The following is a 20,778-nucleotide window of genomic DNA, read 5'->3' on the forward strand; positions in this document are numbered from 1 at the left end:
TTGAAGGGAAGAAAGATGCGAGGGGGTTACCCCCTCGCGCTCCCATTCCGTCTCCCGACGAGATCGCAGTGGTTCCGCATCGTTGCGCACAATCTCTCCACCTGCGCCACCTCAAGCGCCGCAGGCTTTAAATTCACTGCCTGCGGCGCAGCGACCTTGCTCTGCCGCCGAACCCGAAGCGCAACAAAGACACTAAAGGGAGCGCGAGGGTTATGACCCTCGCATTTCCTCTTCCTTTTTAAACCTCTGCCAGCAACTGCTCCGCCGCTTCCAGATCGACACTGACCAGCCGCGAAACCCCCTTTTCCACCATCGTCACGCCAAACAGACGATGCATCCGGCTCATCGTCACGGCGTTGTGGGTGACGATCAGGTAGCGCGTGTCGGTTTCCCCCACCATCGCCTCCAGCAGATCGCAAAACCGCTCGATGTTGGCGTCGTCCAAAGGCGCGTCCACCTCGTCCAGCACGCAGATGGGCGAGGGATTGGTGAGGAACAGGGCGAAGATCAGCGCTACGGCGGTCAAGGCCTGCTCGCCGCCGGATAGCAGCGTCAGCGATTGCAACCGCTTCCCCGGCGGCTGGGCGAAGATTTCCAGCCCGGCCTCTAGCGGATCATCCGAATCGACCAGCGCCAGATGCGCCGCGCCACCCTGAAACAGGCGGGTAAACAGACGCCGGAAATGCCCATCGACGGCCTCGAAGGCGGCGCGCAGGCGCTCGCGACCCTCGCGATTGAGGCTGCCGATCGAGCCGCGCAGACGGGCGACGGCCTCGGTGAGTTCGGCGCGTTCGCGCTGCGAATCGCTGGCGCGGGTCTCGGCGATGGCCAGCTCTTCGGCGGCGACGAGGTTGACCGGACCGATGCGCTCGCGCTCGGTGGAGAGGCGCTCCATGGCGCTGGTTTCGTCAGCGGCGGAAACGCTGGCGTTCTCGTCGAAACCGAAGCGCTCGGGCAGCAGGGGCGGGGGGCACTGGAAGCGCTCGCCAGAGATGCGGCCCATTTCGGCGCGGCGCAGCTCCTCGTTTTCGGCGCGGGCGGTGGCGCCGGCGCGGGCCTCGCGGGCATCGCCCAGCACCTCTTGCGCGGCGGAGAAGGCGGCATCGGCGGCTTGCGCTTCGGCGGTGGCGGCGGTGAGTTCGCTTTCGGCCTGCGCCAGTTCGGCGGCGATCCGGTTGCGGATGTCCTCGGCCTCGGCGATGCGCTTTTGCAGCGCGGGCGGTTCGGCGGCGACGACGGCGCGCTCTTCCTCGATCTCGGCAAAGCGGCGGCCCATTTCGGCGAGGCGCTTGGCGGCATCGCCGGCGCGGGCCTGCCAGCTGGCCATATCGGCGGCCTGAGCGATCACGCGCTCGCGCGCCACAGCCAGCATCTGATCCTGCGCGGAAAGCGCTGCCGTGGCGTGCTGATGTGCGTTGCGGGCGGCCTGATGGCGGGCTTGCGCCTCGGCCAGTTCGGCGCGGCCAGCATCGGGCGCGGGCAGGGCGGCGCGGGCATCCAGAGCGGTCTGGTGCTCGGCGCGGGCGGCGTTCAGCTGTTGCTCCAGATCGTGAGCGGCACTGGCCAGTTCGGCGCGGCGGCGGGCGAGGCGTTCCTTCTCCGCCTCGGCGCGGTCGACGCGGCGCAGGGCTTGCCGTTCCGCCTCCGACGCCTGAGTCACGGCGCGTTCGGCGGCAATGGCGGCCTGCGATGTGGCGGCCAGATCGGCGGCGGCTTTGGCTTGCGCCGCCTCGGCCTGAGCCAGAGCCTCGCGCAGCGGCGGCAGTTGCGCGTCCAGCGTGGCGAAGCGGTTGTCGGCCTCCAGCCTTGCCGCTTCCGCCGCACCTTCGCCGCGCGCGACAAAGCCGTCCCAGCGGCGCAGATGGCCCGCGCGCGTCACCAGCCATGCGCCGGGGGGCAGGGCGCGGCCATCATCGGCCTCCACCACCTGCACCAGCGCGAGGCGGGCAGCGAGTTCGGGCGGAGCGCCGGGGACATGGGCGGCCAGCGCATCAGGCAGAGCCTTCGGCGCCTCGGCCCCGGTCCAGAAGCGACCCTCGGCCTGAGCAGGCGCCGGGCCCAGCGGCGCGCGGGCATCGCGGCCCAGCACGGCGGCCAGAGCGCGCTCATAGCCCGGTTCTGCGCGCAGATGGTCGAGGGCGAGGCGCTGCCCTGCCGAACCCCTGGCGGCCTTGGCGCGGGCTTCCCGGTCACGCTGCAGGGCCGTGTGTTCGCGCTCGATTCCCGCCAGATCGGCGCGGGCCGAGGCCACCGCTGCCGCGCCTGCATCGCGTGCCGCTTGCAGACTGGCCTTGGCATTCTGGGCCTCATCCAAAGCCGCGCGCGCCTGCGCCAGATCCTGCGCGGCAGCAGCATTGGCGGCCTGAGCAGCGGCCAGTTCCGCCTCCACATCGCCCGCCGCTTCCAGCGCGCGCATGGCGGCCGCAGACCTGTCGATCTCCCCCTGAGCGCGCGCCAACCGGCTGGCGGCGGCGCTGACCTGAGCGTCAGCCACGCGCCATTCCGCTTCGATCCCCGCCTGTTTGGCGGTGGCCTGTGCCGAGGCGATCTCCGCCTCACGCGCCGCGCGATCGGCCTGTTCCAGCGCCATGGCGAGGGCAGGGCGGCGGGTTTCTTCTGCCGCCAGTTGATCGCGGGCGGCGGCGTGTTCGCGCTCCAGCCGCTCGATGGCGGCGGCGGCATCGCGGGTCAGGCGGTCGGCTTCGCCCTGATCCTCTTCCAGACGTGTGTGCTGGCGGGTCAGGTCCTTGAGCTGCCGTTCCACGCCCTCCAGCTTTGTCGTCAGCTGGGCCAGCAGATGGCCCTGCGCATGGGCATCGTCGCGCCGGTCGGTCAGGGTCTCGCGGGTTCTGGCCATGGTCTGGGCGGCGGCGGCCTGACGGTTCTGGGCGATGGCGGCCAGAGTTTGCGCCTTGGCCACCTGCTCTTCAGCGGCGCTGGCCTGAGCGCGCGCCAGCTTCGCCGCCTCTGCCGCCTCGCGCCAGCGGGCGTAGATCACGCGCGCTTCGGCGGTGCGGATCAGCTCGGAAAGGTTGCGGTATTTCTCGGCGGCGCGGGCCTGTCGGCGCAAGGCGGCGATCTGCCCGTCCAGCCCGGCCATGATATCGTCGAGGCGCGTCAGATTGGCCTCGGTGGCGCGCAATTTCTGTTCGGCATCGCGGCGGCGCACATGCAGCCCGGCGATGCCGGCGGCCTCTTCCAGCATGGCGCGGCGCTCGCCCGGCTTGGCGGCGATGACCGCGGCGATGCGGCCCTGAGACACCAGCGCGGGCGAATGCGCGCCTGTCGCGGCATCGGCAAAGACCAGCGCCACATCCTTGGCCCGGCAGTCGCGCCCGTTGATGCGATAGGCGCTGCCCGCGCCGCGCTCGATGCGGCGCACCACGTCCAGCGGCTCGCCCTCGGCGTCCATCGCGCCCAGCACCACTTCGGCGAAATCGCGCGGGGGGCGGCTGGCGGTGCCTGCGAAGATCACATCTTCCATGCCGCCGCCGCGCATCGATTTGGCGCTGCTTTCGCCCATCACCCAGCGGATGGCTTCCAGAAGGTTCGATTTGCCGCAGCCATTGGGGCCGACAACGCCGGTCAGCCCCGGCTCGATACGCAGTTCAGCCGGCTCGACGAAGCTTTTGAAGCCCGACAGTTTGAGCCGGCTGATACGCATGAAGGATCAGACCGCGCCGGCGGCCTGCAGCGCTTTGTCCACATCGGTCCACTCGGTCGAACCGACCTTGTTGCCGTTGACGAAGACGGTGGGGGTGGAATCGATGCCCTTGCTGCTGATGGCTTCGCTTTCCTTGGCCACCTTGGCGGCGGCGGCGGTGTCGGCCAGGCACTTGTGCTGCTGATCGACCGAGAGGCCGCGCGCCGAGAAGAACTCGGTGTAGCCAAGCGCATCGGCCACGGTGATCATGCGCTGGGCAGGCGGCTGGTTCTGCGCGGCCTGAGCCTGCGGGAAACCGGCTTCCGAACGCTTTTCCATGGCGTCGAAATTGGCGAAGACCTGCTCGATCAGGCCGAAGGAAGCCTCTGTGGGGGCGCAGCGCACCAGCACGGTCAGCGGCACATCCTGCGGGTGGATGGCGAAGCTGCGGAATTCATAGGACACCTTGCCGCTCTTCACATAGGTGCCGACGATCTTCTCCATGCCATCCTGAGCCAGCTTGGCGCAGTGCGGGCAGGAGAGCGAGCCATATTCCACCAGCTTCACCGGAGCGGCGGGATTGCCCATCACCAGACCGCCCTCGGCGGTGGGGACGATCACGTCCGACCACTGCTTGCCGGCGGGCGGCGTGGTGGGCGCGGCCACGGTGGGCGTGCTGGAGGTGGCGCCATTGTCGGCCTTCTTGCAGGCAGCAACGCCCAGCGCCAGCGGAACGATGGCAGCGAGAGTCAGGGCGCGCTTATGCGACAAAAGGGTGGTCATATCAGGCCTGTCCTCATTCATATGATGGCCGTTGGGCCGGGGTTTTCGCGGGTGAGACAGCCGCCATGGGGGCAACGGCGGCCAGAGATGTTAGAAAGGCAAATTGGAACGCCAGATGACTGGCGACATTACAGGCGCGCCTCAAGCTGAGGGCGCAGGGTGGCCCAATCATAGGTGCCGGTCAGCAGCACGCCGTTGATGAAGAAGCCGGGGGTGCCGGTCACGCCCTTGGTCTGGGCGTCAGCGGTCTGGGCGGCGATGCGCTTGGCCAGCGCCTCATTGGTCAGGCAGCGGTCGGCCTCGCCGCGCGACAGGCCGCGCGTCTCGACGAAATCATAGAGTTTCAGATCATTGGCGATGGCGCGCATGCGGGTGGGCATCGGGCCCTCGAACCAGCGCTTCTGCTGATCCTTGGAGAGATTCGAGGCCGGAGCCAGCCACTTGGACTGCTGGGCCAGGAAGGAATCATGCAGGAACTGGAACTTGGCGGGCGGCACGCAATTGGTCAGCAGCGCGACGGCCATATCCACCGGATCGCGCAGGAAATGGCGCACCTCGAAAGAGCCCTTGCCGTTTGCGATCATCGACAGGCGCAGCGTGGGCACGCCCTCTTCCTGGAAATGAGCGCAGTGCGGGCAGGTGTAGCTCATATACTCGACCAGATGCAGCCCCGCGTTGGGATTGCCGATCAGATGGCCGCCTTCAGGCGTAAGCGTGACGGTGTTGCCCCAATTGCCGCCCGCATTTGCGGAGGCAGCGGGCTTGGGGGGAGCGGAGATGGCCGGGCTGAGCGTCAGCGCGCCCAGCAGCGCCATCAGCGCAAGCAGGGCACGGGCGGCCAGTCGGAGGGGGCGAGCGGGCAATGTGGAGCAAAGCATGGCGCGCATTATTGGCCTTCCTCTTCGCGTCCTGCAAGGCTGCGCGCGAGGGATTCCAGCACGGCCTTCAACTCCGGGTCGCCGATGTCGCGTAGCGAATCGCCCAGTTCCACCGGGATGGGCTTCAGCACGGGCGCCTCGGCCGCGCCGGCTGGGGCATAGGGGCGGGGTTTGACCTCGCCCTGCCTGATCTTCACGCGCTCCACGGCATTGTAGCCGAAGAAGCGGTTCACCCGCTCGACAATCTCGGGCAGCATCATGCTGACGATCGGCGCATGGGCGGGCACGACGACCAGTTGCAGGATGCCGTCGCCTTTTTCGCCGGGGGCAAAGCGGATGGATTCGGGCGCGCAGATTTTCGCCCGCGCGGGCCCCACGATTTCGGGCCAGCGCGTCACCACGCTCGATTGCACAAAGCCGAATCGGCGAAAGGCGCTGCGCCCCACATCGGGCATCAGATCGGAGATCATCCGCGCCTGTCCGCCGCGCGCGCGTTCGAAAAGTTTGGGCGCGGTCTCTTTGGCTTTGCCTTTGGGGGCGGCTTTTGCGCCGCTGCTTTTAGTGCCCTTTGGGGCAGGGCGGCCCGCTTTGCGCTGTTCGTCCATGGCCCTGCACCTTCCACGGCGTTTCCTTGAGCGGCTCGCCATGCCATAGGCGCCGCATGGATGCCAGAGGCGACTCCCCGCAGAACCCCATCACCCAAGCCCTGCTGGCATGGTATCGCAGCCATGCCCGCACGCTGCCATGGCGCGCGCCGCCCGGTGCGCCGCGCATGGAGGCCTATCGCATCTGGCTTTCCGAGGTGATGCTGCAGCAGACGACCGTGGCGGCAGTTATCCCCTATTTCGAGACATTTACCCGCCGCTGGACCAGCGTTGAGGCTTTGGCTGCCGCTCCTGAAGAGGATGTGATGGCCGCCTGGGCCGGGCTTGGCTACTATTCCCGGGCCCGGCGTCTGGTGGAATGCGCGCGGGTGGTGGCCGGATTGGGGGCTTTTCCTCAAGATGAAGCGGGGCTGCGGGCTCTGCCGGGGCTGGGGGCCTATACGGCGGCGGCGGTGGCCTCGATCGCTTTCGGGCAGCGCGCGGTGGTGGTGGATGGCAATGTCGAGCGGGTGGTCTCGCGCCTGTTCGCCATCGATACGCCTTTGCCCACCGCCAAGACCTTGATCCGCGATGGCGCGGATAGTCTGACGCCTGACGATCATCCCGGCGATTTCGCTCAGGCCATGATGGATCTGGGGGCGACGATCTGCACGCCCCGCTCGCCCAAATGCCTGATCTGCCCGGTGGCGGAGTGGTGCGAGGCCCGCGCCGAAGGCAAAGCCGAGGCCTATCCCGTCAAACCGCCCAAGGTGGCCAAGCCCGCGCGCATCGGCACCGTTTTCTGGATCACGCGAGAAGGCCCGCAAGGCGCCGAGGTCTGGCTGGTGCGCCGCGAGGGCAAAGGCCTGCTTGGCGGCATGCGTGCTCTGCCCGAGGATGGCTGGACCGCGCGGCTCGATGGTTCCCGCCAGCCGCCTTTCGCCGCAGCTTGGCGCGATCTTGGCGCGGTAACCCATGTTTTTACACATTTCTCGCTGACCATGACGGTGCAGGGCGCTACAGCACCCACACCCCCCGAAGGCCCGGGCGAATGGTGGCCGCTGGCCCGCATCGATGAGGCGGGGCTGCCCACCGTCTTCGCCCGTGCCGCAGCCCGCGCCATGGCGGGCCTAGAACTGGAGTTTCCATGACTCTCGATACGATTCTGAGGAGCGGCCGCCCCCCCGTCGCCTTCACCGGCAGCCTGCTCGACCGTTCCGACGCCCTGCGCCGCGATGAGGCCGCGCTGGCCGCTCTGGCTGCTGCGCCGGAAGCCCGGCTGCTGATGCTGGACGGCATCGATCCGCAACTGACCGGAGATGGCGCGCTGGTCTGGGGCAAGGTGGCGCAGGCCGGTGAGGCCGAGCTGGTGTTCCTCGGCGTCGATCCGGCAGGCGTGGGTGCCTTCGCCGCCGTGCCTTTGCCCGAGCAGAGCCATGTCGGCCCGGCATCGCCTGCCTTGTGGGCGGCCATGGCCACCATCGCGCCCTCCGATCTGGCGATCTATGGGCTGGCGCGCAGTCTGGTCGGCTGGCACGCCCGCCATCGCTTCTGCCCGCGCTGCGGTTCGCCCACGGTGCTCGGCAAGGGCGGCTGGCAGCGGGGATGCACCAGTGAGGCATGCGGCGCCGACCATTTCCCGCGCACCGATCCCGTCGTCATCATGTCCGTCGAGCATGACGGGGATCTCCTGCTGGGCCGCCAGCCGCGGTTTCCCACGCATCGCTACTCCACGCTGGCCGGTTTCGTGGAGCCGGGCGAATCGCTGGAGGAAGCCGTCGCCCGCGAGATCTTCGAGGAAGCCGGGATCGCGGTGGAAGATGTGCGTTTCATCGCCAGCCAGCCATGGCCGTTTCCGTCATCGTTGATGCTGGGCTGCCATGCGCAGGCCCTCTCGCGCGAGTTGACGATGGACGCGACCGAACTGGAGGATGTCCGCTGGTTTTCCCGGGCCGAGGTCGCTGAGGCGATGGAGGCGCGGGAGCGGGGCGAGGATGGTGTGGCCTTCAGCGCGCCGGGGAAGCATGCCGTGGCGTGGCATTTGATGGAACATTGGTTGAAGAAGTAAGAAGGAAGATGCGAGGGGGTTACCCCCTCGCGCTCCCATAACGTCTTCCGACGCGAGGGTAGTGGCGCCGAAGCGGTGCGCTTAACCTCTCCACCTGCGCGATCTTAGGCGCCGCAGGCTTTAAAACCGATAGCGCTATTCCGGGAATACTGCCTGCGGCGCGGCGACGTTGCTCTGTGGCCGAACCCGATGCGCAACGCAGACAAAAATGGGAGCGCGAGGGTGTAACACCCTCGCATTTCCTCTTTTTCCCTAAACTTAAACCAACCCCAACTTGGCCAGTTCACTGACAAGATGACCGGGCAGAGCCTCCGAGCCATCCCCGCCGGAGCCCAGATCCGCCGGCGCATCCTTGCCCGCCAGATAGCGCCACCCCTGATGCGCCCGGCGCGGCATCGGCGCCACGGGGATCAACTCCGGCGACAACCGCACCCAGAATCGGCCATCTTCCTTCTGCTCGAAGCCCAGAATAGGCGAGCGGCCCACGATCATATGAGCGTGAATCCAGAAGAGCGACCCGCCCTCCATCTCTTTCGCGCGGGTGGGCAGGTAGCGGGTTGTGATCCGCGCTTCGGGGGATTGCGCTTCGAGGCGCGCGCGCAGGTCGGCGGCGCTCTCGCAGCCGAAGGCGATCTTGGTCATGTTGAGGGGGAGGTCAGCCATGGCGCCTAGGTGGTGGTTCCGGGCGCCCCGGTCAAGCTCAGTGGAGGTGGAATGCGGCGGCGAGGCCGAGGAAGAAGAAGAAGCCCAGCGTGTCCGTCATGGTGGTAACGAAGACGGTGGAGACCACGGCGGGGTCGATCTTCAGCTTTTCAAGGCCAATGGGGATCAGCACGCCGGAAAGGCCTGCGTTGATCGAGTTGAGGATCATCGCCAGCACGACCACGACGGAGAGCCACATATCGTGGTAGATCAGCTGGCAACCCAGCGCCATCAGCGCGCCAAGGCCCCAGCCATTGGCGTTGGCGATCCACCATTCGCGCATGATCATGCGCCAGGTGTTGTGGTTGGTGAGCTGGTTGGTGGCGAGGGCGCGGACGGTCACGGCCATGGTTTGCGTGGCGGCATTGCCGCCCATGCCGGAGATGATCGGCATGATAACCGCCAGCGTGACCAGCTTTTCGATGGTGCCCTGGAACGCGGCGACCACCGAGGAGGCCAGCATCGCCGTGCCGAGGTTGATGAACAGCCACCACAGGCGCGACTTGATGGTGAGGTGCAGCGGCTCGTTGATGTCGCCGTCGCCGGCGCCGGAGAGGGCCAGAGCGTCCTCGCCCGCCTCTTCCTGAATGATGTGGACCACGTCATCGACCGTGATCTGGCCAACGAGCCGCCCGCTTTCATCCACCACGGCGGCGGAGATCAGCGCGTATTTCTGGAAGCGGAGGGCAACCTCTTCCTGATCCATCGTGACGGGGATCAACGTCTGGTCGCGCTTCATCACATCGGCCAGCGCCACATCGCGCGGCGAGCGCAGCAGCCATGACAGCGCGCAGGTGCCCACCGGATGGTGGCGGGCATCGACGATGAAGATTTCCCAGAATTCGGTGGGCAGATGGCCGTTGCCATTGCTGCTGAGGTAATCGATCAGATCGCCAACACTCATCGCCTCGCGCACGGCGATGACGTCGCGGCTCATCAAGCGGCCGGCGGATTCGTCCGGATAGGCCAGAGCCGATTCGATGGCGGCGCGGTCTTCCGGCTCCATCTCGGCCAGAACGGCCTGCTGGTCTTCGACATCGAGGTCCTCGATCAGGGCCACGGCGTCATCCGTGTCCATGTTCTCGGCGATTTCGGCGATGTCTTGTGCGGGCAGTTCGTCGACCAGTGCTTCACGCACGTGGTCGTTCATTTCGGCGAAGACCTCGCCGCTCATCAGGTCGGAGATGGCGTGGGCCAGCGCGCCGCGTTCGTCAGAATCGACCAGCTCGAACAGGTCGGCGATGTCGGCGGGGTGCAGCGGTTCGACGAGATCGTAGACCTGATCGACCTCGCCGGCCTCCAGCGCGTCGCGCACGCGGTGGATGAAGTCGCTTTTCAGGCGATTGTCTTCGTCCAGACTGTCGCTTTCGGTCTCCGCAACGGGCGCGTGATTGTCCATCACGTCCAGATCGGCGTGATCGGGGCCATCATGGGGCTCGTGAAGGGGCGCGCTGGGCTCGACAGTCATCGCGAGGAGGTCTAGGCATGCCACCGGCAAAAGCAACCGGGCAAAGGCTTGGCCGTGCGTTTTTTGCTCTCCGATGGCGGAGGGCGGAGCGAGGCGGCGGGTCTGACCGAGGTTGCGGGAAACGCCCAGGATTTTTGCCAAAAGTTTTCAAGGAGTGAACATGGCCGACGAATTTCTGACCCTGACCGTGGACACCGGCAATGGCACCGGCGACGTTGTGATCAAGCTGCGTCCCGATCTGGCCCCGGGCCATGTCGCGCGCATCAAGGAACTGGCCGGCGAAGGCTTCTATGATGGCATCAAGTTCCACCGCGTGATCCCCGGCTTCATGGCGCAGGGCGGTTGCCCCAACGGCACCGGCACCGGCGGCAGCGACAAGCCCGACCTGCAGGCCGAATTCAACGAGGAGCCGCACACCCGCGGCGCCGTCTCGATGGCCCGCACCAGCTATCCGCACTCGGCCAACAGCCAGTTCTTCATCGTGTTCGACGATGCCACCTTCCTTGACCGTCAGTACACGGTGTGGGGCCGCGTGGAATCGGGCATGGAACATGTTGACGCGCTGCCCAAGGGTGAGCCGCCGCGTAATCCCGGCAGCATCGTGAAGGCTACCGTTTCGGAAGGCTGATCACGGATCAATCTGCGTTCGATTCTTGCGGGATTCGAATCGCGACGGCAAAGGGCCGGGTCATGGGGAGAGCATCCCCGTGGCCCGGCCTTTTCCTTGCGCATAGCCGGTTAGCCCAAGGCCCAGAGCCAAGCGTAAAGCATATCTTAACCGCAAGACACGCGCCGACACTTGGGCGCAGGCAGGGGGAGGTTGAAACTTAAGCCCTACAGCAAGGCTGCAATCACGCGCCCTGGCGCGCCTTGCCCTTGGGGGGTCGTTCATGTTGGGCCGTTTCAGGATCAGTACCGTTATCACGGCCGGGGTTCTGGCCTTGTCGGTGATCATCGGTCTGGGGGCTTTCACGGCGGTGATCGGTGCCCGCAGAGGCGTTACCGTGCTGACCTACAGCAGTGAGAATCTTGTGCCCAGCGTCGATGTTCTGGGTCGTGCGACGATCGATTTCGAACTCTCGCGGGTCTATCTGACGCGCTATCTCATGGCGCTGGACCAGCAGGAACGTGACTGGGCCGAGAACAACATGCACGCCAGCATGGCCCGCGTCGACAAGGATCTGGAGGAGTATAAACCCCTGATCTCCGACAGCAGGGATGGCATGCTCTACCAGAACAGCGTGAAGCTGTGGACGACCTTCAAGGCGGATCTGCGGCATGTCCACGATGTGGGCGCCAGCGGAGACCGGGAGGGTGCTGTCCGGCTCTATCGCGGCGAGTTCATCCACAACGCCTTTGCCCTGCAGGCGGCGCTGGACGCCAGCAGCCGTTACAATGTCGAAGAATCCTATCGCTATTCCAGAGACAACATTCTGGAAGCCAAGGCGGCGAGCTGGCGTTGCCTGGTCTCGGGCATCGTCGGGTTGGCGCTTGGCTGGCTGATCCTGTTGCTGTTCTCGCAGCGGGTGATCAAGCCGCTGGACAAGCTGCGCAATGCCATGCGGACCATGGCTTCGGGGCAACTCGATATCGTCGTGCCCGGCGCCGATCAGCAGGATGAGCTGGGCGAGATCGCCCGCGCGCTCGATGCCATCAAGGTGAGCATCGCCCGCCGCGCCCGCGCCGAGGCCGATGCGCAGGTTGCTGTGCAGCGGCAGGTGACCGGCGCGCTGGAGGAGGGGCTGAGTGCGCTCAAGGCCGGGCGGCTCGACCACCGCATCCTTGAGGCCTTTCCCAGCGAATATGAGCAGCTGCGCCATGATTTCAACGCGATGATGGAGACGCTGGGCGAGCAGATGGAAGAGGTCGCCCATTCCTCCAGCGCGGTGCGCGATGGGGCGGGGGAGATTTCCGCTGCCGCTCAGGATCTGGCGCTGCGCACCGAAAAGCAGGCCGCCAGCCTGGGCGAGACGGCGCTGACGGTGAAGGGCCTGACCACATCCGTGACCGAGGCGCGCAGTGCTGCCGCCGGGGCCGCCTCTGCCGCGCAGGATGCCGAGAAGGAGGCCACCGCCAGCGGTCAGCAGATGGGCGAGGCTGTGGCGGCGATGACCTCCATCGCGGCGACATCGGAGCGGATGCGCAGCATCGTCGAGATCATCGATGGCATTTCCTTCCAGACCAATCTGCTGGCGCTCAATGCGGGGGTGGAGGCGGCACGCGCGGGGGATGCCGGGCGCGGTTTTGCCGTGGTCGCCAGCGAGGTGCGCAGTCTGGCCGAGCGCAGCGCTCAGGCCGCAAGGGAGATCGCGGCGCTGATCGTCACTTCGGGGCGCGAGGTGCAGCATGGGGTGCAGATGGTCAGCCAGACTCAGGCCTCGCTGCTGCGCATCGTGCGGCAGGCCAGCGATCTGGCGGATATGATCGGTGGGCTGGCGCAGGGCTCGGCGCGGCAGGCCGATGCCATCGCTCAGGTCAATGGCGTGATCGCCGATCTGGACAAGGCGACCCAGCAGAATGCCGCGCTGGTCGAGGAAACCACCGCGGCTGCCACCAGCCTTGCCAATGAGGCCGAGCGGCTGGCACAGGTGGTGGGCCGCTTCACCCTGACAGGCGTGCCTCAGGAGGCGCTTTTGCCCTGGCGCGCCTTGCCCGTGCCGGTGCCTGCCAGCAGTTTCGATCCCGAAGCGATCACCGGTTTTGCCCGCGTGACGGCGATTCCCGCCCGCGCTACGCAGCGCCGCCTGCCTTCCCCTTCAAGCCCTCAGGCCGCCGTGGTGAGCGAGGCCGAGGACTGGTCGGAGTTTTAAAGCATCGTCTTGATCAGCCAGTCATGGAAGAGGCGCACCGGGCGGCTTTCCAGCTCGCGCGGGCGGCAGACGAACCAGTAGCTGTAGGGGCTTTCCACCGTCACATCGAACAGGCGGACCACGCGGTCATCGCCGCTGCGTTCGGGGTGGTCGTCGTTCAGAATGGCGATGCCGAGGCCCTGAGCCGCCGCTTCAAGGATCAGCTGCGCCGAATCGTAATGATCGATGGCCGCCGGTTCCAGATCTTCCATGCCCAGCGCCGTCTTCCACGCATCATAGCTTTCGGGCAGCGCGCCGGAGATCAGGAAGGTCTGCCTTGCCAGCTTGGCCGGATCGGGGTGCAGGCCGATCTCCGCCGCCAGCTTGGGCGAGGCGAAGGCATGGACCTGATTGTGATCGAGCCGCACCGCATGCAGCAGCGCATCCGGCCCCTTTGACAGCACAATGGCCGCATCGAGCGAATCGCCCAGTCGCGTTTCCAGCTGAGGGCCGGTGTCGATATCGATATGCAGGCGCGGATGCAGCTTGCGCAGCTCGGGCAGGTGGGGGAACAGCCGCTCACCAGCATAGAGCGCGGGAACGCCCAGATGCAGGCGCATCACATTGCTGGTTTCCATCTGCGATTCGACCGCCTCGGCCAGCTGCTCCAGCTTGGGGCTGACGGCATTGTAGAAGGTCTGGCCGTCCTCGGTCAGCTTCATGGCCTGATGCTGGCGGGTGAACAGGCGCTTGCCCACGAAATCCTCCAGCGCGCCCACCCGGCGCGACAGGGCCGAAGGGCTCAGGCCAAGCTCATTGGCCGCCGCCTTGGCCGAACCAAGCCGGACGATCCGCACAAAGGCTTCCAGAGCGCGCAGGGGGGGGAGGCGGCGTGGGGCCGGCATCGATCAATCCTCGTTCGACGGTTTTTCGGGGGTTACGGGGGGGTGCAGACGCAGGCGGGTGACATGGCGCTCATCGCCCGCCGTCACCTCGATGCGCCAGCCGCTGTCATGCTGAAGGATGGTGCCCACCGGAGGCACCTGCTCGGCCAGCAGGAAGGCCAGACCGCCCAGCGTGTCGATGTCTTCTTCCACTTCGGCCAGACGCGGGTCGATCTCCTCGCCCACATCTTCCAGCAGGGCGCGGGCATCGGCATCCCACATGCCGCCTTCCAGCGGCACCAGCAGGGCGACGGGCGCGTCATCATGCTCATCCTCGACGTCGCCGACGATTTCCTCGACCAGATCCTCGAAGGTGACGATGCCCTCGGTGCCGGAATATTCATCCAGCACGATGGCCAGATGCACGCGGCCCCGGCGCATATCGGCCAGCACATCGAGCGCCGGGCGCGGGCAGGGCACGAAGAGCGGCTGGCGCAGCAGGGTCAGCCAATCCGTAGGCTTGTTGCCGCTGGCGAGGAAAGGAAACACATCCTTCATCAGCACCATGCCGATCACCTCGTCCAGCGTCTCGCGATAGACGGGCATGCGCGAATGGCCATGGTTGGCAAAAGCCGCAACGACCTCGGCCCAGGTGGCGGTGTTGGGCACGGCGATGATCTCGCCACGCGGAATGCAGATGTCAGCGGCGTCCATCTCGCTGAAATGGAGCAGGTTGCGGAGCATTTCCCGCTCGGACTGCTGAAGATCGCCCTGCACGGTGCCTTGCGCGGCATCGGCATCCTCATGCTCGTCGATCACCTCTTCGAGATGGGCGCGCAGCGACTGATCCACCTCTCCGCTGTCGAAAAAGCGCTTCACAGCACGCCACAGCGAACTTTTACTGTCCGCATCTCCATTGCCGCCGTCACCGGCACGGCCCACATCGGCCCCCACTCTATGCACTCCTGTTCGATTAAACTCTGTCGCCATATGGGTCCGCGATGCCGAGCAGCGCAAGCGCCTTTATTTCCAGCGCTTCCATCGCGACAGCGTCGTCCTCGGAAATCTCATGATCCAGCCCGGCCAGATGGAGCAATCCGTGAATCAGCAAATGGCTGGCGTGATCTTCGAGGCTTGCGCCCTTTTCCTCAGCCTCCCGCTTGCAGGTCTCGTAAGCCATGGCGATGTCGCCCAGCATTTCGGGCGGGCCGTCTTCGTCCAGATCGAGCAGATCTTCCCGCTCCAGCATGGGGAAGGAGAGGACGTTGGTGGGCTTGTCCTTCTCACGCCACTCCTTGTTGAGGGCGTGAACCTCCTCGTCGCTGGTGAAGATCAGGCTGACGATCAGCCGATCATGCGCGAGTTCGGGCGCGACTTGCGCAATGGCTTCGGCGGCTTTTTCAGCCAGCGCTTCCCAGTCCTGAGTCTCGGGCCAGGGGGATTCGATGTCGATTTCAAGAGTGAGCATCGAGGGGGCCTTAAGCAGGAAGAAGGTGAAATGCGAGGGGGTTACCCCCTCGCGCTCCCATTATTGTCGATCTTGTGTCTCACTCATGAATGGGCGCATGGGTTCATAGCGCCGCAGGCCGTAAAGTTTGATGACACGATGCTATGGGGTTTTATGCCTGCGGCGCGGCAAGCGGGGCGCAAGGCCGAACCTGATGCGCAACGTAGACATTAATGGGAGTGCGAGGGGCCAGAGCATTTCTCTTGAGAAATGCGACCAGCAAAGACTCCCCCTCGCACTTACCCTTTATCCCTTAAGCCTGAGGCCCTTCATAAGCCTCAACAATCCGCCCCACGATCGGATGGCGCACCACGTCTGCGGCATTGAAGCGCACCGTGGCAATGCCATCCACGCCGCTCAGACGCGACACCGCATCGGCGAGGCCGGACATGGCCGTGCCGCCGGGAATATCGACCTGATTGGGGTCTCCGCACACCACCATGCGGCTGTTCTGGCCGAAGCGGGTGAGGAACATCTTCATCTGGGCGGGCGTGGTGTTCTGCGCTTCGTCCAAAATCACGAAGGCATCGGCCAGAGTACGCCCGCGCATGAAGGCGATGGGCGCGACCTCGATCTCGCCAGATGCCAGACGGCGCTCCACCTGCTCGGGTGGCATGCAGTCGTAGAGGGCATCGTACAAGGGCCGCAGATAGGGATCGACCTTGTCCTTCATGTCGCCGGGCAGGAAGCCCAGCTTCTCGCCCGCTTCCACCGCCGGGCGTGAGAGGATCAGCCGCTGCACCGCGCCGCTGATCAGCATGCTGACCGCCTGCGCCACCGCGACATAGGTCTTGCCGGTGCCTGCCGGGCCCAGCGCGAAGATGATGTCGCGGCTGGCCAGCGCGCGCATATACTCGATCTGCGTCGGGCTGCGCGGCACGATGGTTTTCAGGCGGGTGCGGATCATGATCGGCGGATGATGCGCATCGCCGGTGATGATGCCCTCCAGCGTGGGCTCGGTGGACATGGCGATCAGCGATTCGACCGCACCGGCGTCGATATCCTGCCCGGCCAGCAGGCGCTTGTGCAGGCCGTTGAGGACGTCACGGGCGCGGGCGACCGCGTCCTCCGTGCCCTCGATCTGCACCTTGGTGCCGCGGGCCGCGATATAGACGCCAAGCCGGTTCTCGATCAGCACCAGATTGGAATCGAACTGCCCGAAGAGCACGCCAAGAATGGTGGCTTCCTCAAACTCCATCTCCGATCGCGCGCGGCGGGTGGGGCGAGAGGTTGCTTCGGGGCGGAGTTGCGCCACATCTGCCGATGCTTCGTAGGCGCGGATATGCTTGCGGGCCATGCGCTCCTTGTCTGCACCCGGAGTCGTTGCGTGAGCCGGATGCATCTACAAGATATGGTGCCTTGGGCTGGGTGCAAGCGGGGGGCGGTGTTGTGGCGGTGGAAAAGTTTTTCGCCGGTTTTCGGGAGGGAAGAAGGAAAGTGACATGCGAGGGTGTTACACCCTCGCGCTCCCGGGTTTTGCCAGCGCAGGGCCTTCGGGTTCGGCGTGGGAATGAGTTCGCTGCGTTGCAGGCGGATCGATGGCGGCGCTTTGGAGCATGCCGAGGGGTGAATGTATGGAGGAATTGGTCATTCGGCATGCGGGGATGGCTGATCTGGCCGATCTTCTCACCCTGTACACGCATCTTAATTCCCATGACGAAGTCTATCCTGCAGAAGAGGCAAAGGAACGTCTGGATCAAATTGAGCGCTATGCTGGCAGCGGCATCCTGATCGGCACATTGCATGGACAGCTTGTTGCAAGCTGCACGCTTATCGTGATCCCGAATCTGACAAGGGGCGGCAGATCTTACGCCTTGATCGAGAATGTGGTCACGCATCGCTCATGGCGGCGGCGGGGTTTCGGAGCCGCATTGCTGAAGGCCGCTGCCGATCAGGCGTGGCAGCATGGGTGTTATAAGGTGATGTTGCTGACGGGTTTAAAAGAGCCCGGCACGCTCGCGTTTTACGAAAAGGCTGGCTTCGAACAGAGCAAGACAGGCTTCCAGATGCGGGCGCATCCATAAGCTCTTGCCCAAACATCCCGCCAGAGCGCAACGACCGTGTACCACCAACGCTTCGTCGGGAGACGAAATGGGAGCGCGAGGGTGTAACACCCTCGCATTGTCTCTTTCTTCTTAAATCAACCGTCCGGCCAAAGAATTGGGCCCAGCCTGCACCAATTCCACCTTCACCAGATCGCCGACCGAAGCCTCGCCCTGAAAATGCACCGATTGCAGCCACGGCGATTTACCCAGCCACTGCCCCGCAAGGCGCCCGCGCTTCTCGACCAGCACATCCGTCACCTTGCCCACCGAAGCCGCGTTGAAAGCCACCTGCTTCTCGATCACCAGAGCCTGCAGGCGCTTGAGGCGCTCATCCATCACCTCGGCGCTGATCTGCTCGTCCATCGTGGCGGCGGGCGTGCCGGGGCGCGGCGAGTATTTGAAGCTGAACGCTGCCGAATAGCCAACCTGATCGATCAGCTTCAACGTATCCTCGAAATCAGCCTCGCTCTCACCCGGGAAGCCGACAATGAAATCGCCCGACAGCGCAATATCGGGCCGCACAGCGCGCACGCGCTCCAGCACGGCGAGGTAGCTTTCCACCGTATGGCTGCGGTTCATCAGGCGCAGGATGCGGTCGCTGCCGGACTGCACGGGCAGGTGCAGATAGGGCATCAGCTTGCCGATATCGCCATGCGCGTCGATCAGCCCCTGCGCCATATCGTTGGGGTGGCTGGTGGTGTAGCGGATGCGCGCCAGATCGGGGATGGCGTCCAGTTCGCGGATCAGGCCTTCCAGCCCCACGGTCTGGCCCCTGGCGTTCTCGCCGGTCCAGGCGTTGACGTTCTGGCCCAGCAGCGTGATCTCGCGCGCGCCGGCATCGACAAGGCGCTTGGCCTCCTCGATCAGATCGCCATAGGGACGGCTGATTTCCGCGCCGCGCGTATAGGGCACCACGCAATAGGTGCAGAATTTGTCGCACCCTTCCTGCACCGTCAGAAACGCCGAGGAGCCCGAGCGGCGGCGCTTGGGCAGCGCGCCGAACTTGGTCTCGGTCGGCATGTCGGTGTCGGTGACGCGCTCGCCGTTCTTCGCACGCTCCAGCATGTCGGGCAGGCGGTGATAGGCCTGCGGGCCCACGACCATCTTCACGCTGGGGGCGCGGGCCATGATTTCCTCGCCCTCGGCCTGAGCGACGCAGCCCGCCACGGCGATCAGCGGCGTGGAGCCATCCTCGCGCTTGAGGCGGCCGATATCCGAATAGACCTTTTCTGCGGCCTTCTCGCGGATGTGGCAGGTGTTGAGCACCACCAGATCGGCATCGTCACCCTCGGCGGCGGCGGTCAGGCCCTGCTCGGTGAGCAATTCGCCCATGCGATCACCGTCATAGACGTTCATCTGGCAGCCGAAGCTCTTGACGCGATAGGTTTTGGGGGCGGTGGAGGTGCTCATGATCGCGCGCCCTTACGCCAAATGAGGGGGGATTTGAAGTCAGGAAGTATGACAGCAGGGGGCGTTACGCCCCCTGCACCCCCGTTACGTCTTCCGACGAAGCGGCGGTGGCACCCTATCCCTGTGCCTAACCTCTCCACCTGCGCGGCCTACAGCGCCGCAGGCAGGCAGAGATTATGCGAAGCTGTGCTGGGGAATATTGCCTGCGGCGCCGCGACGTTGCTCCATGGCCGAACCCGATGCGCAATGCCGACAAGTCATGGGAGCGCGAGGGGGTAACCCCCTCGCATGATTTCTTTTCTTAAAAAGAAAACGGCGAAGCCGAAGCCCCGCCGTCTTTCAAAACACCCAAAAAGAGATGCTTATTTCTTGCTGCTGTCCAGCTTCACGCCGTAAAGCTCAAGCCGGTGATCGACCAGACGATAGCCCAGACGCTCCGAAATCAGGCGCTGCAGCGTTTCCAGCTCGGGATCGACGAATTCGATGACCTGCCCGGATTCCACATCGATCAGGTGATCGTGGTGGGCTTCGGGCGCCGCTTCATAGCGCGCGCGGCCATCGCCGAAATCGTGGCGGTCAAGGATACCGGCTTCCTCGAACAGGCGCACGGTGCGGTAGACCGTGGCAATCGAGATGCCGGGATCGATGGCGGAGGCGCGTTCGTGCAGCTTGTCCACATCGGGGTGGTCGCTGCTTTCGGACAGGACCTTGGCGATGACGCGCCGTTGTTCGGTGATGCGCAGCCCGCGTTGTTGGCACAGGGCTTCGATGTCGATCGGTTGGTTCACGGCATATCCGAATAAAATTGACCCCGCCGGATATGAACCCGGCGGGGCGAAACTGCAAGTATGGGAAAAGTGATTTTCCCCATGACTGAAATGCAGAACCTTAATGATAATGCCTTGCAGTCAAAGCTTTCAGTTAAGCTGCAGCGGCAGCCTTGGCCTTGCGCGGACGCTTGGCGCCGGGCTTGCGACCCAGACCGATCTGCTTGGCCAGTTCGCGGCGCTTCTCGGCATAGTTGGGGGCGACCATCGGATAGTCGGCGGGCAGGTTCCAGCGCGCGCGATACTGTTCCGGGGTCAGATTGTAATGGGTGGCCAGGTGACGCTTGAGCATCTTAAGCTTCTTGCCGTCTTCCAGGCACACGATGTGATCGGGCTTCACCGAAGCGCGGATCGACACGGCGGGCTCGGGCGGGGTTTCGGCCACGGGGGCTTCCTGACCCAGCGAGGCCAAAGCACCGTAAACATTGGTGATCAGCGTGGGGAGTTCTTCAACCGCGACGCTGTTGTTGCTGACATGAGCGGCGACGATATCCGAAGCCAGCGTGATCAGCGTTTCCTTGATGTCGTTGATATTGTCCATGATTTCCGACCTCTTATGTCTTTTTGCGACCCGTTAGTTCTTGGGGGTTTGCTCTGGACTGTAAATCCAGTGCGATCATTTATAGACTTTTGACATGATTGTTCAAGTCTCAATATCGCCCAAGTGGGGCCGACTGTGGGCGTAATAAAAGTTTCTTGGCGCCGAAATTTTGGATCAATTGATATCCAGTGCGAAGGTGATTGCATCGATACGTTGCCCTTCGCGGGTGCGGTAGTATTGCGGGCGTCGGCCAACAGGCTGAAAGCCGCAGGCCCGGTACAGGGATTCGGCGGGATTGTTATCGCGCATTTCCAGAAAGATGCGCTTCACACCGCGCGAAGGCGCAGTTTCGATCAATTGCTGCAGCAGCGTTCTGCCCAATCCGCGCCCGCGCCATGCGGGGGATACTGCGAAAAGCAGCAGCTCTTCTTCGTCCAGAATGGTGCGGGTCAGGGTGAAGCCGGCGGCGGGGGCCATGTCTTCGGGTGCCTGTCCGTCCGGGGTGATCATGGCATAGCTGCAATGACCCAGCACCAGCGTGTTGTCGAGCTGAGCGCGGGTCCAGGCCTCGCCATAGGCCGGGTCGAAGGCTTCCTGCATGACCGCCATGATCCGGTCGATATCGTCATGCGGGGCGAGGCTGACCATG

19 protein-coding genes are annotated in these 20,778 nt (G+C 65.0%); 5 read left to right on the forward strand and 14 right to left on the reverse strand.

The genetic code is table 11. The annotated features are described in order from the left end of the window. Positions 1-238 precede the first annotated feature (238 nt). From smc to HGK27_RS04470, 4 genes are all read right to left on the reverse strand, one after another. On the reverse strand, positions 239-3,664 hold the full coding sequence (smc, locus tag HGK27_RS04455; RefSeq protein ID WP_206239052.1) for a chromosome segregation protein SMC: 3,426 nt from the start codon (positions 3,662-3,664) through the stop codon (positions 239-241). 6 nt (positions 3,665-3,670) lie between these two features. After that, a complete protein-coding gene (locus HGK27_RS04460; RefSeq protein ID WP_206239054.1) occupies positions 3,671-4,426 on the reverse strand; it encodes a thioredoxin domain-containing protein in 756 nt (251 codons plus the stop codon). Between the two features lie 128 nt (positions 4,427-4,554). Continuing rightward, a complete protein-coding gene (locus HGK27_RS04465) occupies positions 4,555-5,313 on the reverse strand; it encodes a DsbA family protein (protein ID WP_206239055.1) in 759 nt (252 codons plus the stop codon). After that, on the reverse strand, positions 5,313-5,909 hold the full coding sequence (locus HGK27_RS04470) for a DUF721 domain-containing protein (RefSeq protein WP_206239056.1): 597 nt from the start codon (positions 5,907-5,909) through the stop codon (positions 5,313-5,315). Before HGK27_RS04470 ends, HGK27_RS04465 begins: the two co-directional genes overlap by 1 nt. Positions 5,910-5,965: 56 nt before the next feature. Here HGK27_RS04470 and HGK27_RS04475 point away from each other — a divergent pair, with 56 nt between their 5' ends. After that, positions 5,966-7,039 (forward strand): A/G-specific adenine glycosylase, encoded by a 1,074-nt coding sequence (locus HGK27_RS04475; RefSeq protein ID WP_206239058.1) that lies wholly within the window; start codon positions 5,966-5,968, stop codon positions 7,037-7,039. Then, positions 7,036-7,956, forward strand: a complete 921-nt coding sequence (nudC, locus tag HGK27_RS04480; RefSeq protein ID WP_206239059.1) for an NAD(+) diphosphatase — start codon at positions 7,036-7,038, stop codon at positions 7,954-7,956. Before HGK27_RS04475 ends, nudC begins: the two co-directional genes overlap by 4 nt. 258 nt (positions 7,957-8,214) lie before the next feature. On the opposite strand, the gene HGK27_RS04485 is transcribed toward nudC, so the two are convergent. Continuing rightward, complete coding sequence (locus tag HGK27_RS04485; protein ID WP_241126845.1) at positions 8,215-8,619, reverse strand: DUF1489 family protein; 405 nt, start codon at positions 8,617-8,619, stop codon at positions 8,215-8,217. 37 nt (positions 8,620-8,656) lie between these two features. Continuing rightward, entirely contained in the window at positions 8,657-10,057 is a 1,401-nt protein-coding gene (gene mgtE, locus HGK27_RS04490) for a magnesium transporter (protein WP_206242809.1), read from the reverse strand. Between the two features lie 229 nt (positions 10,058-10,286). On the opposite strand from mgtE, the gene HGK27_RS04495 reads away from it, so the two are divergent. Beyond that, positions 10,287-10,754: a peptidylprolyl isomerase gene (locus HGK27_RS04495; protein ID WP_068080476.1), complete on the forward strand. Its 468-nt coding sequence runs from the start codon at positions 10,287-10,289 to the stop codon at positions 10,752-10,754. 262 nt (positions 10,755-11,016) lie between these two features. Then, complete coding sequence (locus HGK27_RS04500) at positions 11,017-12,936, forward strand: HAMP domain-containing methyl-accepting chemotaxis protein (RefSeq protein WP_206239061.1); 1,920 nt, start codon at positions 11,017-11,019, stop codon at positions 12,934-12,936. On the opposite strand, the gene HGK27_RS04505 is transcribed toward HGK27_RS04500, so the two are convergent. The 4 genes from HGK27_RS04505 to HGK27_RS04520 form a co-directional block, all read right to left on the reverse strand. Beyond that, entirely contained in the window at positions 12,933-13,820 is an 888-nt protein-coding gene (locus HGK27_RS04505; protein WP_206239063.1) for a LysR substrate-binding domain-containing protein, read from the reverse strand. The genes HGK27_RS04500 and HGK27_RS04505 overlap by 4 nt on opposite strands. 3 nt (positions 13,821-13,823) lie before the next feature. Continuing rightward, positions 13,824-14,753 (reverse strand): hemolysin family protein, encoded by a 930-nt coding sequence (locus HGK27_RS04510; RefSeq protein ID WP_241126846.1) that lies wholly within the window; start codon positions 14,751-14,753, stop codon positions 13,824-13,826. Positions 14,754-14,772: 19 nt separating this feature from the next. Then, the gene (gene ybeY / locus HGK27_RS04515; RefSeq protein WP_206239066.1) at positions 14,773-15,267 is read right to left on the reverse strand and encodes an rRNA maturation RNase YbeY; all 495 of its coding nucleotides are present in this window, start codon (positions 15,265-15,267) and stop codon (positions 14,773-14,775) included. 292 nt (positions 15,268-15,559) lie between these two features. Then, entirely contained in the window at positions 15,560-16,603 is a 1,044-nt protein-coding gene (locus tag HGK27_RS04520; RefSeq protein ID WP_206239068.1) for a PhoH family protein, read from the reverse strand. Between the two features lie 277 nt (positions 16,604-16,880). Between HGK27_RS04520 and HGK27_RS04525 the strand changes: the two genes are divergently transcribed. Then, the gene (locus HGK27_RS04525) at positions 16,881-17,330 is read left to right on the forward strand and encodes a GNAT family N-acetyltransferase (RefSeq protein WP_206239070.1); all 450 of its coding nucleotides are present in this window, start codon (positions 16,881-16,883) and stop codon (positions 17,328-17,330) included. Positions 17,331-17,441: 111 nt separating this feature from the next. On the opposite strand, the gene miaB is transcribed toward HGK27_RS04525, so the two are convergent. The 4 genes from miaB to rimI all read right to left on the reverse strand — a co-directional run bounded on the left by miaB (position 17,442) and on the right by rimI (position 20,777). After that, positions 17,442-18,761, reverse strand: coding sequence for a tRNA (N6-isopentenyl adenosine(37)-C2)-methylthiotransferase MiaB (gene miaB / locus HGK27_RS04530; protein ID WP_206239072.1), 1,320 nt, complete (start codon positions 18,759-18,761; stop codon positions 17,442-17,444). Positions 18,762-19,123: 362 nt separating this feature from the next. Continuing rightward, positions 19,124-19,549: a Fur family transcriptional regulator gene (locus HGK27_RS04535; RefSeq protein WP_068080466.1), complete on the reverse strand. Its 426-nt coding sequence runs from the start codon at positions 19,547-19,549 to the stop codon at positions 19,124-19,126. A gap of 133 nt (positions 19,550-19,682) precedes the next feature. Then, positions 19,683-20,129 carry a MucR family transcriptional regulator gene (locus tag HGK27_RS04540; RefSeq protein WP_206239073.1) on the reverse strand — a complete coding sequence of 149 codons (447 nt, stop codon included), beginning with the start codon at positions 20,127-20,129 and terminating at the stop codon, positions 19,683-19,685. Positions 20,130-20,303: 174 nt separating this feature from the next. Then, on the reverse strand, positions 20,304-20,777 hold the full coding sequence (rimI, locus tag HGK27_RS04545; protein ID WP_241126847.1) for a ribosomal protein S18-alanine N-acetyltransferase: 474 nt from the start codon (positions 20,775-20,777) through the stop codon (positions 20,304-20,306). Position 20,778 lies beyond the last annotated feature (1 nt).

This window comes from Novosphingobium terrae, assembly GCF_017163935.1.
Classification (GTDB): Bacteria; Pseudomonadota; Alphaproteobacteria; order Sphingomonadales; family Sphingomonadaceae; genus Novosphingobium; species Novosphingobium terrae.